The organism is Methanosarcina sp. DH2 (genome assembly GCF_020804225.1).
In the GTDB taxonomy this organism is placed as follows: Archaea; Halobacteriota; Methanosarcinia; order Methanosarcinales; family Methanosarcinaceae; genus Methanosarcina.
Genome location: NZ_WJBI01000010.1, coordinates 152,322 through 169,213 on the forward strand (window position 1 = coordinate 152,322; position 16,892 = coordinate 169,213).

At 40.0% G+C, this 16,892-nt stretch carries 12 protein-coding genes, 3 tRNA genes and 1 pseudogene; 10 read left to right on the top strand and 6 right to left on the bottom strand.

Annotation, left to right across the window (positions count from 1 at the left end):
• The 4 genes from FXV91_RS12325 to FXV91_RS12340 all read left to right on the top strand — a co-directional run.
• Window positions 1-1,284 (top strand): C39 family peptidase (locus FXV91_RS12325; RefSeq protein WP_229390894.1); only part of this gene is annotated, 1,284 nt, incomplete at its 5' end.
• Between the two features lie 383 nt (window positions 1,285-1,667).
• On the top strand, window positions 1,668-2,927 hold the full coding sequence (locus tag FXV91_RS12330) for a YncE family protein (RefSeq protein WP_011032348.1): 1,260 nt from the start codon (window positions 1,668-1,670) through the stop codon (window positions 2,925-2,927).
• A gap of 396 nt (window positions 2,928-3,323) precedes the next feature.
• Window positions 3,324-4,091, top strand: coding sequence for a C39 family peptidase (locus FXV91_RS12335; RefSeq protein ID WP_229390895.1), 768 nt, complete (start codon window positions 3,324-3,326; stop codon window positions 4,089-4,091).
• Between the two features lie 27 nt (window positions 4,092-4,118).
• Window positions 4,119-4,655, top strand: coding sequence for a UPF0228 family protein (locus tag FXV91_RS12340; protein WP_011024107.1), 537 nt, complete (start codon window positions 4,119-4,121; stop codon window positions 4,653-4,655).
• Window positions 4,656-5,230: 575 nt separating this feature from the next.
• Here the strand turns inward: FXV91_RS12340 and FXV91_RS12345 are convergent.
• Entirely contained in the window at window positions 5,231-5,431 is a 201-nt protein-coding gene (locus tag FXV91_RS12345; protein WP_229390896.1) for a heterodisulfide reductase-related iron-sulfur binding cluster, read from the bottom strand.
• A gap of 521 nt (window positions 5,432-5,952) precedes the next feature.
• Here FXV91_RS12345 and FXV91_RS12350 point away from each other — a divergent pair.
• From FXV91_RS12350 to FXV91_RS12360, 3 genes and pseudogenes are all read left to right on the top strand, one after another.
• Window positions 5,953-7,071 (top strand): C39 family peptidase, encoded by a 1,119-nt coding sequence (locus FXV91_RS12350; RefSeq protein WP_229390897.1) that lies wholly within the window; start codon window positions 5,953-5,955, stop codon window positions 7,069-7,071.
• Window positions 7,072-7,464: 393 nt separating this feature from the next.
• Window positions 7,465-8,793, top strand: coding sequence for a YncE family protein (locus FXV91_RS12355; RefSeq protein ID WP_229390898.1), 1,329 nt, complete (start codon window positions 7,465-7,467; stop codon window positions 8,791-8,793).
• A pseudogene (locus FXV91_RS12360) lies at window positions 8,772-8,881 on the top strand (hypothetical protein); the annotation flags it as partial. The gene FXV91_RS12355 and the pseudogene FXV91_RS12360, both read left to right, overlap by 22 nt.
• A gap of 98 nt (window positions 8,882-8,979) precedes the next feature.
• Here the strand turns inward: FXV91_RS12360 and hdrB are convergent.
• From hdrB to hdrA, 3 genes are read right to left on the bottom strand one after another with little or no spacing between them, the layout of a single operon-like run.
• On the bottom strand, window positions 8,980-9,924 hold the full coding sequence (gene hdrB, locus FXV91_RS12365) for a ferredoxin:CoB-CoM heterodisulfide reductase subunit HdrB (protein WP_229390899.1): 945 nt from the start codon (window positions 9,922-9,924) through the stop codon (window positions 8,980-8,982).
• Complete coding sequence (gene hdrC / locus FXV91_RS12370; protein WP_229390900.1) at window positions 9,878-10,600, bottom strand: ferredoxin:CoB-CoM heterodisulfide reductase subunit HdrC; 723 nt, start codon at window positions 10,598-10,600, stop codon at window positions 9,878-9,880. Before hdrC ends, hdrB begins: the two co-directional genes overlap by 47 nt.
• The gene (hdrA, locus tag FXV91_RS12375; protein WP_229390901.1) at window positions 10,597-13,026 is read right to left on the bottom strand and encodes a ferredoxin:CoB-CoM heterodisulfide reductase subunit HdrA; all 2,430 of its coding nucleotides are present in this window, start codon (window positions 13,024-13,026) and stop codon (window positions 10,597-10,599) included. The genes hdrC and hdrA overlap by 4 nt, the downstream gene beginning before the upstream one ends.
• Window positions 13,027-13,688: 662 nt before the next feature.
• On the opposite strand from hdrA, the gene FXV91_RS12380 reads away from it, so the two are divergent.
• Window positions 13,689-14,090: a transcriptional regulator gene (locus FXV91_RS12380; RefSeq protein ID WP_229390957.1), complete on the top strand. Its 402-nt coding sequence runs from the start codon at window positions 13,689-13,691 to the stop codon at window positions 14,088-14,090.
• Window positions 14,091-15,196: 1,106 nt separating this feature from the next.
• Entirely contained in the window at window positions 15,197-15,610 is a 414-nt protein-coding gene (locus FXV91_RS12385) for a transcriptional regulator (RefSeq protein WP_229390902.1), read from the top strand.
• A gap of 667 nt (window positions 15,611-16,277) precedes the next feature.
• Here FXV91_RS12385 and FXV91_RS12390 read toward each other — a convergent pair.
• Both FXV91_RS12390 and FXV91_RS12395 read right to left on the bottom strand, forming a co-directional pair.
• Window positions 16,278-16,351 (bottom strand) — tRNA-Ile (locus FXV91_RS12390).
• A 63-nt stretch (window positions 16,352-16,414) separates the two neighbouring features.
• Window positions 16,415-16,491, bottom strand: a tRNA-Ile gene (locus FXV91_RS12395).
• A 227-nt stretch (window positions 16,492-16,718) separates the two neighbouring features.
• On the opposite strand from FXV91_RS12395, the gene FXV91_RS12400 reads away from it, so the two are divergent.
• Window positions 16,719-16,790: transfer RNA gene (locus tag FXV91_RS12400), tRNA-Ala, on the top strand.
• The last annotated feature ends 102 nt before the right edge of the window (window positions 16,791-16,892 follow it).

Sequence of the window (16,892 nt, forward strand, 5' to 3'; positions counted from 1 at the left end):
CAAGTATACCTACTCCAATTTTATTATGGTTCATTACTTTATCTCCTGGGTATAAGATACACAGGAGATAAAGTAATGAACCATAATAAAATTGGAGTAGGTATACTTGTTTTAACAACACTGCTGGTTGGTATGGTGTTAATACCGGCAGTAAGTGCACAAGAAGAAAAAGATTATTCTGTAACTGCTGAGGAAGCTTTTAAGCATGCCAGTGCGAACATGATAAGTTTCATAGCAGCCGATGCACCAGGCTTTGAAAACTGGACAGGGGCATCTGTTGATCCCAAACCGGTTGAGCTTTACGACATAAATGGTCAGAAATTATTTTATCAATTCTCAGTATACAAAGAAAAAAAATTGATAGGTACAATTGATATTTATGCCAATAAAACGCTGGGACATTCATTCAACGACATTACGTTTGATCCTGAACCCTATAAAGTAGCTGAAGCCATGAAGAAGTCAAAAGAAATTGCCAAAAAAAATTACCCGACCGGAGAAATAAAATCAACTAAAATGGTTGTATACAGTTATCCTAAAATAGGGGCGATGACTGCGGTAAAGGACAAGTCAGGAGTTGAACATCGGATATTTGTAGATGCATACACCCTTGATGAAGTACAAGACAAACCTGTAACTGAAACCGAGCCTGGTGTTTGGTCAATGTATGAGATGAAATTGAAGAGTGGAGTGGAAGAGAATTTAAAAGAGTGGGAGAAAAGTAGTCAATTCACAGAATCTATTGAACAAGCAGCGACTAATAAAGGAGTTAATATTAATGCGGCAGTCACGGAAGAAAATATTGAAAAACTCAGTGGCGATGCAGCGATAAAATCTATAACAAGTGGAGACATTTATGTTCCCCATCTTGGACAAGAAACTGAATACTACTGTGTTCCAACTAGTATCCGAATGCTTTGTATGTACTTTAATGACCCGAACCCTGCCCCTTCACAAACGTCTATCTACAACTATTTGGATGGGGTACCCGATGATGGGCTCTCATATGATGACATTGAGGAATGGGTTGAAGATAAATGGGATAAAACGCCAACTGTCAGGACTTCCGCACTTTATAATATTGACGCTGTTACCGAGATTGACAACGGAAGACCTTTTTTCAGTATGATTTCTGGACATTGTCGACTTTGTCGAGGATACCTATATCAAGATGGGTATTTCCATTTGCATATTAATGATCCGTGGCCTGTTGGGTCATCCGGTCAAGTAAGATATGAATGCACTTACGGTGGCCCAGAAGTTGGACGTGTATATGTGAGGTAAAATTCCTCGGGAGTTCGATAAACCTTGGTTCCAATGGTTGATTATATGTATATATAAAAGCCAAAGAGTGGAGTTTATCGAACTCCTTTAATTATTAGATCCTATTCCAAAAATAATATTGTGCTAAAATTATAAATTTACTCTTACCTCCTTCTGTGAAATAATGCTCTATGGAAATTCATAGAACTTTTCTTCCTCTGTAGAAATGATATACAGGAAGGGCACTTCATATATTTGTTTAAGTTGAAGTTTTGCCAAAATTGACAAAGATACTTAAAAAGCAAAAAATAGATGTGTTCCGAAATATAAAATTTAATTTATAAATAAAGTTATTCCATCCTGAAATTATCTCAACTGTAAGAGTCTATAAAAGGGAGGCTAAAATGAAAGAAATAATATGTGATAAAGCATGTCAGCGTATCCTTATAAAAGCTTTTGTAATAATGGCGCTTGCACTTATAGTAAAGGCGAATATCACATATGCAGCTCCATTTGCATATGTGACAAGTCCGGGGAAAAACATCAACATTGGCACTGTCTTTGTAATTGACACAAAAACTAATAATCTTACAACCATGGTGGAGATTGAAGGCTACCCTGGCAAAGTTGCAGCCACACCAGATGGAACGAAAATATATGTGACAGATTCAAGTATAGGTAGCACTACTGTCTCTGTAATTAACACAGAAACAAATACACGAAGTGCCACAGTGGATGTAGGAGGAAGTTCTTGTGGAGTTGCCATTAACCCGACAGGAACGAGGGCATATGTGGCGATCCGTGACAGTAACACTGTCTCAGTAATTAGTACAGCCACAAACAGTGTGATAGATACTTTAAATGTTGGAACTGATCCTTGGGCAGTGGCTATCAATCCAGATGGAACGAAACTATATGTCACGAACCGTCGCAGCAACACTACTTCTGTAATTAACACGGCTACAAACAATATTATAGCCACTGTAAATGTAGGAAATTTTCCGATTGGAGTTGCAGTCACTCCAGATGGAACAAAAGTTTATGTGTTGAACGCTCGCAGTAATAATGTCTCTGTAATTGACACAGCAACTAATAATGTTACAACTACAATTTCTGTGGGGAATCGTCCTGGTAGAGTTGCAGTCACTCCGAATGGAAAAAGGGTATACGTAACGAACTGGGAAGATGATTCGGTTTCCGTAATTGACACAGCAACTAATGATGTTACAACTACAATTTCTGTAGGAACTCATCCAAATGGAGTTGCAGTCGATCCAGATGGAACAAAAGTATATGTGGCGAATTATGACAGCAATAACCTCTCCGTAATTGACGTAGCCACAAATAATGTTATAGCCATTGTAAATGTAGGATATCATCCATCAGGAGTTGCTTTTGGCCATTTTATAGATTCTAATACGACTGGTCAAAGTACAGGGACAAACTCCAGTTCAACTGAAAATTCAGGAGTTGAAGAAACTAACTTATCATCTGAAGAAAAAAACGCTCTCAAACTCAGTAGTTCAAACAATAATAATTCTGAATCGGGTAACGGTAGTAGCTCAGGTGAAAATGAATCGAGCAAAAATAGTTCTACTCCAGGATTCGGGTTATTGGGAGGCTTGGCCGGCCTGTACGGTGGATGGAAGTTCAGAAAGAAGTAACAGGGGGATCGGAGGGATCGGATATTCAAAAGTCCTTGGCGACATTTGTTCATTTCCTATCCGGATTGATACACAAGCATTTGTAAACCATTAATTCTGAAATTAACCATATATAAAAGGGATTAAAACCTCACATCTTTTTTAGGTGTTGGTATGAAAATCAGCAAGGAAATAACTATTTTTATTGTATTTCTAACTCTCGTAGTGCTTTTGGGATTGTTTACAAACCCACTAAGGACCCACCGCGAAATAACATAGGTAACTTTTTAGACTGTCCTCAACCATTTCCACAAGCAAGCAGCTCGATTAACTTCTAACATAATTATGCGTTACCTAGGTTATTTCGTAACGAGTCCTAAAAATGAATACCCTGAGGGGGAAATCAAATCAACACAGATGGTTGTATACGATTATCCTATCGTAGGAGCAATGACTATAGTAAAGGACAAGACTACAGGAGTTGAACATCGGATATTTGTGGATGCATACACTCTTGAAAAAGTAGAAGATAAACCTGCAACTGAAACTGAACCCGGAATATGGTCAATATATGAACAGAGATTGAAGAATGGGATAGACAACAACCTAAGACACTGGCAAAAAAGTGATGAACTTGTTAAATCTATAGAACAAGCAGCAGCTACTAAGGGAGTTAGTATTAATGCGGCAGTCACTGAAGAAAATATTAAAAAACTCAGTGCCGATATAACAAAATCGAGAACCGATGTTGAAGTAGATCTCGGTGCTACTGTATATGCGCAAATAACGAGCTACTACTGTGCTCCAGCAACTGCCAAAATGCTTACTAAATATTACAATGATGAAAGTCCTCACCAAACTACTATATATGAAATGATGAATGGGGTAGCTCCTAATGGGGTTACTTCTCCCAATCAGTTACTTTATTATTGTTCAAGCAACGGAATGAATAAACCTGATTCATTCAGTACAGACACTGTATCTTTTGCTGGAGCTATGAATGAAATTAACAATGGTGGACCCTTCGCGAGTGGAGTTCCAGGTCATGTTCGAATGTGTCGTGGATACAAAATAAGTGGTTCGAATGAATATTTGCGTATAGGTGATCCTAATCCCATATATTTCTGTGTACCTTATTGGGAAGCATTCGGTTCTGAAAATAAACGTATATATGTGAGGAGTTAAAACTCCTCATTTTTTTCGGTGATTGATGTGAATAAAATTAGCAAAGTAGTAGTTGTTTTTATTGCTCTTCTAACCTTCTTAGCACTGATGATGCAATCTCAAGAAGTTAAAACACCTGGTTTACTTATTCAATTTGAAAATGAAACTAGTGAGGCGGAAGTTAAAGCCATTCTTGAAAATTACGACATACCCGTGAATTATACCATAGACTATAATTCTAATATTGGGCGAGGAATGTACTACATAGAAGTTGATGAAGATAAAATATATGAATTAAGGAAAGATGAAAACTGGACTTCTGTAGTTGAAATCAAAAAAGGAAATTATAACATAATTATGTTATCTGAAGAATTTGTTCCAGATGAAAATGTTCTCGCAATGCTGGAAAAAAATAACCTTCAGTTGAAAAAGGCTGTTGTGTGTTATATCCAGTTTGGAGATGGGTCAGCGCCCTGGGTTGTTGGAGAGAATTGTATTCTGGAGAGGGATGCAATCAGAATAAAAAATGAACTCGAAACAAATGAGAAAGTTTTGATTGTAGGTCTGGATGATATTGTAGGGTAATACTCCAAGCTTCGTCATTGGGAAGCTTGGCTTGCCAATATGGGAGTGGAAGTTCAAAAAGAAGTTACAGTGGATTGGATAAGCAAAAGTCGTTGGAAAAGTATATGCATTTAGATTCTGGTTCGAAATAAAAATAATTGAAGTCTCTGATTCAAAAATCAACCGTATATAAGTGGGATTTACGCTCCCCTCATTTTATAGGTGTTGGCATGAGTAAAATCGGCAAGGTAATCACTATTTTTATTGTATTTCTAACTCTCGTAGCGCTTTTGGGATTGTTTACAAACCCACTAAGTGAGATTAGAACGCCAGCTAACAACGAGCTTGAAAATAATGAAAGTATTTTTACTGTATCTATTGACTACATTTATAATCAGTAACTTAGATACATGTTTTTAAAAACGCTTCAAACCGTGACCTCTTCACTCCCGATGTAATAAAAAAGATGACCGGTTGAACTTTAAAACGGGATTTTATATTAAACCGGCCTTTTCAAGAAAACCTTCCAGAGGCACGGAGTGAGTCTAAAAACCGCATACTTTGTAGGGGTCTGCTCCCAGTGAGAGAGCTACGAACTAGGCAATATTCATGTGCACCATATCGTATTTTACCCCATACTCTTTTTCAATTACAGGCTGGTAGCGGTCGTACTGGATATGACAATTCGGGCACATATGGATCATTAACTCCACTCCGTTTCTCTGAAGGCTGTCTAGCTTGGTTTTGGTTACCTGGAGAGAGGTGTTTTTGTTAAGGTGGAACTGGGAAAAAACCAATTCCGCAGGTGAGGGTGTGAGCGATATTTTGTCATAATTGTCTAAAATATAGGTTACCTAATTTTTAACTAGATATGCCAAAAATTAGGAGGTTTCTGGCATATACAGGCTCACATAAGATACAAACACTGATTTTATGCGGCAAGACTGTAACGTTTAAATAAATATCAATATATGCGAATATACAGTGGAATTGGAAAGTTTATAGAGAAGTACTTGAATATATAATGAGACAATATATAATTTCTGGCCAAATCATCAAACTGTCAAGGTCAAGGAACTATTACAGGCAATTACAGACTCAAAATCAGTTCGAAAATCGAATTGTTTGAGAATTTACACAGAAAACTTATAAGGAGTTAGATAAGAAGGATTTATGGAGTTCAGAAGTGCTTTCCAGGTACCGGTCGAACTCCACAAAACACGCCTTGAAGGCATGAGTTATGTTAGCTTTGTCTGTATTTAAGGCTTAGCTTGTCTGATTCTGCCTCCTGGGTATAAGATACACAGGAGATAAAGTAATGAACCATAATAAAATTGGAGTAGGTATACTTGTTTTAACAACACTGCTGGTTGGTATGGTGTTAATACCGGCAGTAAGTGCACAAGAAGAAAAAGATTATTCTGTAACTGCTGAGGAAGCCTTTAAGCATGCCAATGCGGACATGATAAGTTTTATAGCAGCCGATGCACCAGGCTTTGAAAACTGGACAGGAGCATCTATTGATTCCAAACCGGTTGAGCTTTATGACATAAATGGTCAGAAATTATTTTATCAATTCTCAGTATACAAAGAAAAAAAATTGATAGGTACAATTGACATTTATGCCAATAAAACGCTGGGGAACTCATTCAACGACATTACATTTGATCCTGAACCCTATAAAGCAGCTGAAGCCATGAAAAAGTCAAAAGAAATCGCCAAGAAAAATTACCCGACCGGAGAAATCGAATCAACTAAAATGGTTGTATACAGGTATCCAAGTATAGGGGCAATGACCTTAGTAAAAGACAAGACCACTGGAGTTGAACATCGGATATTTGTAGATGCATACACCCTTGATGAAGTACAAGACAAACCTGTAACTGAAACCGAGCCTGGTGTTTGGTCAATGTATGAGATGAAATTGAAGAGTGGAGTGGAAGAGAATTTAAAGGAATGGGAGAAAAGTGATCAACTCACAAAATCTATAGAGCAAGAAGCGGCGAATAAGGGGGTCAATATTAATGTTACAGTCACTGAAGATAATATTAAAAAACTTCGTGGCGATGCAGCAGTAATGGCTTCAACAAGTGTAACACTTGGTGTTCCCCTTCGTGGACAAGAAACCAATATTTTTTGTGGTGAAGCATCTATCCAAATGATTTCTCTGTACTATGGATATCCGACCCCGAGCCAAACGTACATCTTTGACTATTTCTTCGGTCCTGACGACGACCCTGCTGGACTCAACCCTTCTGAAATGATAGAATGGGCTGAAGACAAATGGGGAAAAACGGGATCTTTAGATACTAGTTTGACTAATGCGGAAGTTGTTACAGAGATTGACAATGATAGACCTTATTACAGTATAATTCCCGGCCATTATCGAGTTTGCCAAGGATACCTTATTCAAAACGGATATTTCTATATATATTAATGATCCATTGCCTGTTGGGTCGAATGGTACTCCAAAAATTGAATTAGGCTCCAGTCAAGAAACTAAACGCATATATGTACGCTAAAATTTCTCAGAGATTTCGATAAACTTCTAGCTTCAAAGGCTGTATTTATACATTTTATAGATAATCAACCAAAAAGTGGGGTTTATCGAAATTCTCACTACTTTTTAATATATTTGTTAAAATCAAGAGACAAAATACTAATAAGACAGTAAAAAATGTTTTTACCCTGAAAATTATTTCGTCTTGTGACTCGTTTGTTTTATCTTGAAATTGACTTAAATTAATGAAAGTTTTAGAAAAATATCCAAAGTCCAAATCTTTTGATAATAGCACTGGCATGAAAGAAATATACTGCTTGGCGAAAAAAGATGAAAAGTAAAATTATATCAACAATACCGATTGACACTTTTTCGATTTCACTCCCACCTGTAGCAATGTCTAATAAAGCACGCAGAAAAGATACCCTCATAAGAGCTTTGGGAATAACTGCACTTGCAATTTTAATACTGACGGGCGTAGCAGGTGCAGCTCCATTTGCATATGTGACGAGTCTGGGAGTCGACACTGGAACTGTCTTTGTAATTGATACAACTACTAACAATCTTACAGCCGTGGTACCTGTAGAAGGCTGGCCCTTTGGAGTTGCAATCAACCCTGCAGGAACAAAGGTGTATGTGGCGGACTTGTCAGGCACAAGCACCACTGTCTCTGTAATTGACACTGCGACAAATACGGTTGAAGCTGTGGTGGATGTAGGAGGTTATCCTCGGGGAGTTGCAGTCGATCCGACAGGATCAAGGGTTTATGTGACAAATCGTTACAGCGTGGTGGATAATGACAGCAACAATGTCTCTGTAATTGACACATCCACAAACAGTGTAGTGGGCAGGGTTAATGTGGGGCTGAGTACTTATAACGTTGCATTCACACCAGATGGGAAAAAAATTTATGCTACAAACAGTCGCAACAACACTACTTCTGTAATTGATGCTACTACAAACAAAGTTACAGACACTGTACCTGTAGGAGACCATCCTACTGATATTGCAATCAGTCCTGATGGAAATAAGGTGTACGTAACTAATTCAGGCAGCAACAATGTTTCTGTAATTGATACAGCTACAAACACAGTTACAACCACTGTGCCGGTAGGAGACGGTCCCTGTGACGTTGCATTCAGTTCTGATGGAAAAAAGGCATATGTGCCAAATAAACGAAGCGACAATGTTTCTGTAATTGACACAGCAACAAACACTGTTACAGCCACAGTTCCTGTAGGAATTACTCCTTTAGGAGTTGCAGTCACTCCAGATGGAAATAAGGTATATGTGACAAACGCCGAAAGCGACAATGTCTCAGTGATCGACACTGCCACAAACACTGTTACGGCTACGGTGAATGCAGGAATCTATCCTACTGGGATTGTAATTGTGCCTCTTAAGGATTCCAATATGACTGCCCAAAGTACAGGGGCAACATCCAATGCAACTGAAGACATAGGAATTGAAGAAACTAACTTATCATCTGAAGAAATAAACACTGTCGAACTCAATAATTCAAAAAAGAATAATTCAGAATCTGATAATGGCAGTAGCTCAGGTGGAAATGAATCAAGTAAAAATAACTCTACTCCAGGTTTTGGATTATTGGGAAGCTTGACCTGCCTGTATGGTGGATGGAAGTTAAGGAAGAAGTAAGTGCCAAAACGGGTTTTGCTGTCGTTAGCAACAACACTACTTCTGTAATTGATGCGACTACAAACACTGTTACAGCCACAGTGCCTGTAGGACTTGCTAATTTAGGAGCAACTTTCGGCAAAGTCAAAAAATTAGTTGGAAAAAATCGAAATAAAAAAAGTGACCGGTTCAACTTTAAGCGGGGTTTTAGATTATACCGGTCTTTTCAAGAAAACCTTCCAGAGGCACGGAGTGAGTCTGGAAACCGCATACTTTGTAGGGGTCTGCTCCCAGTGAGAGAGCTACGAACTGGGCAATATTCATGTGTACCATGTCGTACTCTACCCCGAACTCTTTTTCGATTACAGGCTGGTAGCGGTCGTACTGGATATGGCAGTTCGGGCACATATGGATCATTAACTCCACTCCGGCTCTCTGAAGGCTGTCGAGTTTGGTTTTGGTGACCTGGAGAGAGGTGCTTTTGTTAAGGTGGAGCTGGGAAAAGCCCATTCCGCAGGTAAGGGTGCGGTCTTCGTACCAGCGGACAGGAGATGCCCCGCAGGCTTCAGCTATCGTGTCTATAAGCTGAGGGTTTTCGGGGTTTCCGACAACATCGAGGTATTTGACTTTATAATAGTGGCAGGCGTGATGAGCGGCTGCTCTAATGCCTGAGAAATCGAACTTCTTCTCTTCCTGTATCTTTCCGACTTTACTCAGAAGGATCTCGACTGCATGATAGAAATTCGTCCGGGGGTTCATATCACCCTTTTCGTAAACAAGGTCGTCAAAGCCCTTTTCTATAAAGATGGAATTGACTTTATCCCGGACCTCAGTATTGGTATTAAGGAGTTCACAGGCTTCCTTGTTTATGGCATAGCAGGTTGAACAGAGGCAGGTAATGTTCGGATAGCCGCACTTCCTGGCGACTGCAAAGTTTCTGGCTGCAATTGCTGTTGTTGTAAGCCCTTCAAAGACATCGGTGTAGTGCCCTATGCCTGTGCAGCAGGACTGCTCATCGTTTATACAATAATCTACTCCGAGCCGGTCAAAAACATAACGTGTGGCTGTTTCAACCCCGGGGTATTCCTGACCGACCATGCAGCTCTTAAACAGTAAGAGCTTCCTGTCCGGTATACTCTCTATCGCTTTCAAAGCCAAAGTCTCCGCTCTTTTTTTCGTTTTTACTGCAGTCTGTCTTCAGGTCTGTCTTCAGGAACCCGTGAATTTTTTTTTCCTGTATCCTTGCTTTAATCCATTTTTCCCTTTCAAAATAGCCCGTGCTCTCAAGTATAGCCTGGACTTCTCCATGGGTGTCCCTGAAATCCCTGGAGCTGAGCCCAAGTTCGGAGCGGATGGGCTCCATATTCCTTTTAATGCCTATCCAGCGCTCTCCAAGGTCCTTTTCCATATTCCTGATACCGGCACCCGGGACTTTGCTGGCTCCGTTTTCTGCAAGGCACTCTCCGATCTCAAGGAAATAGGCTAGCTTTTCAATCCCGATCCCTTCATTAATAGCCATCTGCCGCAGTACCTGAACGATTGTTACAGGACTATTGTTCCTGGGGCAGCGAACATTGCAGGAGTAGCAGTAGAAGCAGGACCAGATCATTTCAGATTCAAGCACACTGCGATCATTTTCCAGCACCTTTTTTACGATCTGCCGCGGGCTGTAGTCCGTAAACCGGGCTGCAGGACAGGAAGCTGTGCATGCTCCGCACTGGATACAGCGGTCAAGTCCCATGGATTCAGGGGTTCGGATGCTTTTTTTTGCGGTCTCTGCAAGAGTTTTACACTCCGGGGTGTCGTATTCGTTTACGTATGACATCATTTTATCATCTCTCCTTCCCGGGCAAGGCTGGTAAAAGTTCCTGCAAGCCCTTTCGTGTTCGGAACATAGGTTTTTTTGAAATAGATCCGGCTTCCTGAATCCCCAAGCTCTTCTTTGAGTTTTTTAAAATGGCTGGTAGTAAGAGGATATATCACTTCGGCTCTCGGGCTGTCAGGCGGATCTTCTACAAAAAGAACAGAAGATGCACCATGCTTGAAGGCGTGCAGCACCAGGTCTCTGCCAACTACCAGAGTAGTAGGAACCTTGATCAACTTAACATTTGAAGGATATGTGAGTACGCTGTTACCAATATTATCGCAGGTAAGTGAAGCAATCCCGCTGTTTACAAAGCCAAGCATGTCCCCTTCTTCGAGCACACCTTCAATCTCAGCTTTTAGCTGGGATTTCGTAAAGCCTGCAACCTGAACAGCTCCATCCTTGCAGAGCTCGGTACAGTATCCGCAGCCTGTGCAGATAAGAGGGTCAAGTACAACCCTTCCGCTCTCATTTAAGGAGAGGGCGTTGAAAGGACACTTAAGGCATTCTCCACACCGCGTGCAGAGCAACTGATTTATTGCCGCAATTTCGTTATCCAGCGATTTCGGACTGTCCGTAATGAAAGCCCTTGCCCTTACGGCTGCAAGTCCGGCCTGGGCAATAGCGTCAGTAACATCTTTAGGGCTCTGGGCAGTGCCGCAAACAAAGATCCCGTCAAGAGAACTGTCGACCGGTTTTAGCTTGGAGTGCCTTTCTTTAATAAAGCCGCTTTCGTCCTGGCTCAGGTTCAGCACACTCGCAATTTTCCTGGTCCCCGGAGAAGGGACCATTGCTGCGGAAAGTACGACAAGATCAGCAGGAAGTTCCCTTATTTTCTGGTTAAGGGTATCTTCGACCCTTACAACAAGGCTCTTGTCCGGCTTTTCAATGACTTCTGCAGGCCTTCCCCTCACAAAATTGACGCCGGTCTCCTGAACTGCACGGTAATAGTTTTCGTAAAAACCAAAAGCGCGCACGTCAATATAACAGATGGTGATTTCTGTTTCAGGATATTTTTTCTTGATCAGGCTTGCGTGTTTCAGAGCCGCCATGCAGCAGTATCTGGAACAGTAGCGGTTTCCCCCCTCTTTTTCGTCCCTTGAACCGACACACTGGATCATCACTATTCTTTTCGGCGTTTCGGCGCCGGAGGAATTATCAGAAGAGTGGTCAGAGGAACTTTCACACCCTGAAGTGCAGGTTGCAGACTTAGGAGCATTAGAGAGTTTACTGAAATCAGAAATCCTGAGAAGTTCACCTTTTGTAGGGCCATTGATGCCCATGATTCTTGCAAGTTCCATCTGGGTCAGCACGTTTTCAAAAATTCCGTAACCGTACTGGGGTTTCTGGGATACGTCATACTCCTCAAACCCGGTGGCAACAATAACTGCACCTACATTAAGTTCAATAATTTCTTCTTTCTGGGAAAAGTCAATTGCTCCGGTTTTACAGGCAGTTGCGCACTTTCCACAGGCTTCCCCGTTTAACTGCAGGCAATAATCGGGATCAATACAGTAGATCTTGGGAACTGACTGAGAGAAGCGAAGAGAAATTGCCTTTTTATCCATATATCCGCAGTTGAACTCGTCTTCAACAGGGACAGGACAGACCCGACTGCACCTTCCACATGCTGTACAGCTGTCCTTTACATATCTCGGTTTTTTCTTTAGCCTGACCATAAAGTTTCCAGCGCTTCCGCTCAGGCTTTCAATTTCGGTCCAGGTCAAAAGTGAAATTTTCGGGTGGGCTGCGACCTCATTCATAAGAGGGCTGAGAGAGCACATTGCACACTCTTCCGCAAGCTTATCAGGTGAAAATATCTTCCCGATTTTCGCCATCTGCCCGCCTATGCTTGAATCTTTCTCAACAAGGAAAGTGGAAATTCCGTTATCTGCAAGGTTCAGAGCAGCTGTAATCCCTGCTATCCCGCCACCTATCACAAGGGCCTGCTGAGCAATATCCACTTTTATCTCTTCCAGCGGCTCGATATTTTCCAGGCGTTTTAGCTTGGCTCTCAGGAGGGAAAGAGCTTTTTCAGTAGCTCCTGTTCTGTCAGGATGCACCCAGGCACATTGCTCCCTTAGATTTGCAATCTCAAGCCCTCCCCGGTTCAACCCGGTTTCCTGTACGCACTTTTTAAAGAGAGTGCCATGCTTGGAAGGAGTACACGAACCTATTACTACCCTGTCCAGGTTCCCTTCCAGGATCTTATTTTTTATCAGGGACTGCCCCTGGCTTGAGCACAGGTACTCATAATCAAAAACCGAGATCCCCTCTGCCTTAAGGGTCTTTTTCACCGCATCTATATCAACATGTTCGGAAATATTCCCGCTGCAGTGGCAGATAAATACGGCAGCTTTGTCCAGCCCGTCAGTCGTCCCATCAGTCATTATACTAAATCTTTCAGGGATTTGTATTTAAGGCTTGCCGGAAAAGGCATACAAACTGACCCAAAAAGGACATTTTAAAAGAAGTTGTTGCAAAATTAGGATAGATTTTTAAGGAAAGGTATAGTTCAATGCCCGGATGTTGCAGTTATGTTCTGGTTGGTGTCCAGGTATCGAATAAAGTATAATGTCAAATGCTTTAATCCTATATATACCTGAATGAAGCCCTGCGAAAAATCACGTTGCCGGACTCATTGCCGGACTCATTGCCGGACTCATTGCCGGACTATTCCTTACTCTGTCGTTAGATAGATTTCATAAACAAATTTAGCGTCTCCTATTGTCAGAAAGTTTTTATATGCATATAATTATATATAGGGAGAGAGTATTATTATTTAAATCGACTGAGATACCAGATTTGGCAGGTTTTTCTTACAGGTATTTGTCAGGTATTTCTCATGTCCAAAATATATAGATAGAGATATATAAGGAAAAGAAATAATATTTATTTGAAAATAATGACTGAGATAATTTATTAAAGAAAATCTTTAAAAGAATTAATCAAAGTTACTCGTTTGAGAATAATATGTTTCTATGATCTGATATACTGGATAAAACATAATACCGGAGCCTAGTATGAGGTGTTCTACCGGTATAAATGGCAGATGATAGTTGTGGCAGATAATGGGCTAATTTCAGAAGACAATGATTTTAAGATGGGAGAGGTTGAGTACGAAATGGTCGAGCTTTTGAGAAGGCTTAATATCAACAGACCAGTTGCCTTAACCCTTGCATGTCTCTCAAAAGGAGAAGAGATTTCTTCCCAGTGTATAGAAATGGTGTCAGGTCTGAGACAGCCAGAAGTCAGTATTGCAATGCGCTACCTTCGTGAAAATGACTGGATAAATATGAGGGAAGAAAAAAAGAACCATGGCAAAGGCAGACCTGTAAAGCTCTACAAACTGACAGTCCAGATGGAAACAATTATTAACACAATAGAAGAAAACGTCATTGAGGAAAGCAGGACTATACTTCAGAATATAGAACGTCTAAAAAACCTTTCTTGAAAAATTAGTAAAAAAATTGAGGTTATGATAGTTTTTTCTTACATGCTCATATGTAAAAAGTTCGATCTCAAATTAAAAATCTGATGGTATAATCAGGAAACACCTTTCCATAACTTAAGCACTAAAATTAAAGTTTTCTTATTCTCTTTTTACTTTCTCTTTTTTATTCAGGTCCAAGCTTGAACCCCGAAATTCATTCTGAGCTTATCCCAAACCAATTTTATTCCCGTATCAATAAGAGCTTCAGAACTATTTTCAGTGATTAGAAACTAATTGATCACTCAAAATTCACAATTTAGAGAGGTAATTGTAAGTTTTGGAATTGGCTAGTTATCAATTATTCAATGTTCCTAACAATCATTGTTTCTACAACTCATTGTTTCTACAACTCATTGCTTCCACAACCCATTCTAGTTGCTCGAATTACCTGATATTAGACTGTACAAGTAAATTATTGGCACTATAATTGCCAGTCCATTATTTATCAGTACTATTATACTTTATTTTACGTACATATTCAGGTACATTATTTTATAGTAGATTGCTTTGGTACACTGCTTTAGGTTCACTGCTTTAGGTACATTGCTTTAGGTTCACTGCTTTAGGTGCATTGCTTTTGTCTCATAATTTTTTGTTTGTTACTTTCTACCTGTAGATTCATTTATACATTTCATTATGCAGTTATCCTGAAGTTAAGTTACAGAGGACTTAGTTTTCGTGCTATGAACTGCATTTAAAATGGTTCTTTAAGGGAACGAAGAAAAAACAGTATTCGAAAAATAATTAAAGCTTTTTTAGACCTCTTTTGGAGCCAGGGTAGTTATTAGAGGAACTTAAATAGAAAAGTTTCATGAATTCGCCCCCACATATTAAATTAATTAATTTAAGGAGAGAAAGGCCAGGGCACTGAATAGATTTTATTTAGAAGAGGAACCAGAAAAGTTAACCATGCCCAGTTTAATAAAAACAGAATCATCAGCCGGATTTACTGAAATGTCAACCACAGTAACAGTATGAAATATAATTATAAATTGACATATATTAAAAATAAAACATAAGTAAATATTTATATTAATTCACTCTATAATGGTTCTTCGGGTGATTTAATGGTAGATGAAAGTGGTTTAGCTATAGAAACTACTGACATAACGAAAGAGATTCCCATATCCATGGGATCAAGCGAATATGAAATGATAGAATTATTTAGAAAGATTAATGTTAGCAGGCCAATTGCTCTTACCCTTGCCTGTCTTGCAAAAGGAAGGGAGATCTCTTCCCAGAGCATTGAAATGGTATCTGGCCTGAGACAGCCGGAAGTCAGTGTTGCAATGCGGTACCTCCGCGAAAACAACTGGATAAACATCCGGGAAGAAAAGAAATCAAAAGGAAAGGGCAGACCGATCAAACTGTACAGGCTCACAGTCCCTATGGATCGTATTGTCAGCAAGATCGAAGAAGAAATCATAGCCGAAAGCAGACTTGTGCTGAGGAATATAGAACGCCTGAAGCACATTGCCTGAAATTTATGATAGGGAATGGAATGGTCCTGAGTCCGGTGCAAACCCCCATACAAAAAATTGCGTCGACTTATACTATCTAAAACCATTCTGTCTTAAGGGGATTACCCCTACCCTCAATTTTTTCCTTACCTGCACCTTTTCTGTTGTTTGCTATTCTTCGGTTATTGATATTCTTCGGTTATTGATATTCTTCGGTTATTGATATTCTTCGGTTATTGATATTCTTCGGTTATTGATATTCTTCGGTTATTGATATTCTTCGGTTATTGATATTCTTCGGTTATTGATATTCTTGTCAACCCCGAGTTTTGCCGCCCGAGTTTCGTTTCGGGATTTTTCGCTGTGATCAAGCGGATCGAATTATAGATTTTTGACAGTACAACGTTATTCGCTCTACGAAACTGTTCCAGTTACTCCCGACGTAGAAGAGCAGCCTTTCCCGCAAAAAAGAGAAAAAAAAGAGAAATCTAGATAGTAAAAAATGAGGACGCCTATAAGAAATTCATAAATAGAAGTGATCAGGGGAATCTAGAAGAAATAAGCAAGAAACAGACAGTGAGCGACAGATAAGATCCACAGAAAAATCTTATGGTAAAAACAAAAGAGAGTAGATTTAACAGAGAGTAAAGAAAAAAGTTAAGTAAAGAAAAAAGTTAAGAAATATATGTGGGCCCGCTGCGATTCGAACGCAGGACCTCACGGTTATCAGCCGTGCGCTCCACCAGGCTAAGCTACGGGCCCGAAATGAATGTAAATGCAGTTAAGAAAACCTGAAAGTTTCTCTGAAAAGAGATTGTTGAATTGTGGTGGGCCCGCTGCGATTCGAACGCAGGACCTCACGGTTATCAGCCGTGCGCTCCACCAGGCTAAGCTACGGGCCCAGATGTCAGGTTTTTTTCTAATTACCGGAGTTGAAAGGCTTTTTTAGGGAAAGCGTCCCAATCCGACAACACTTCTAATACTCGAATTACTACTTATAACTTTTGCTCGAATATTCGGAATTTCTCAGACTCTAAATTTTATTTACAGGAAGCTGAGCCTGTATGGCGACAGTTTTATATACCATACTGAGTGTATGAGGGAGTGCTGACAAAGCAAAACGTAACATGGGCCGGTAGATCAGGGGAAGATCGCTACCTTGGCATGGTAGAGGCCTCGGGTTCAATTCCCGACCGGTCCACTAAAAATAATTAGCTTAACATTTTTGGATTTCTCTTTTATCAGATCAATGCCTTTTTTAGAGTTGTTTTTTATATGAGCCAACCTGAAAATGAAGGCTCGG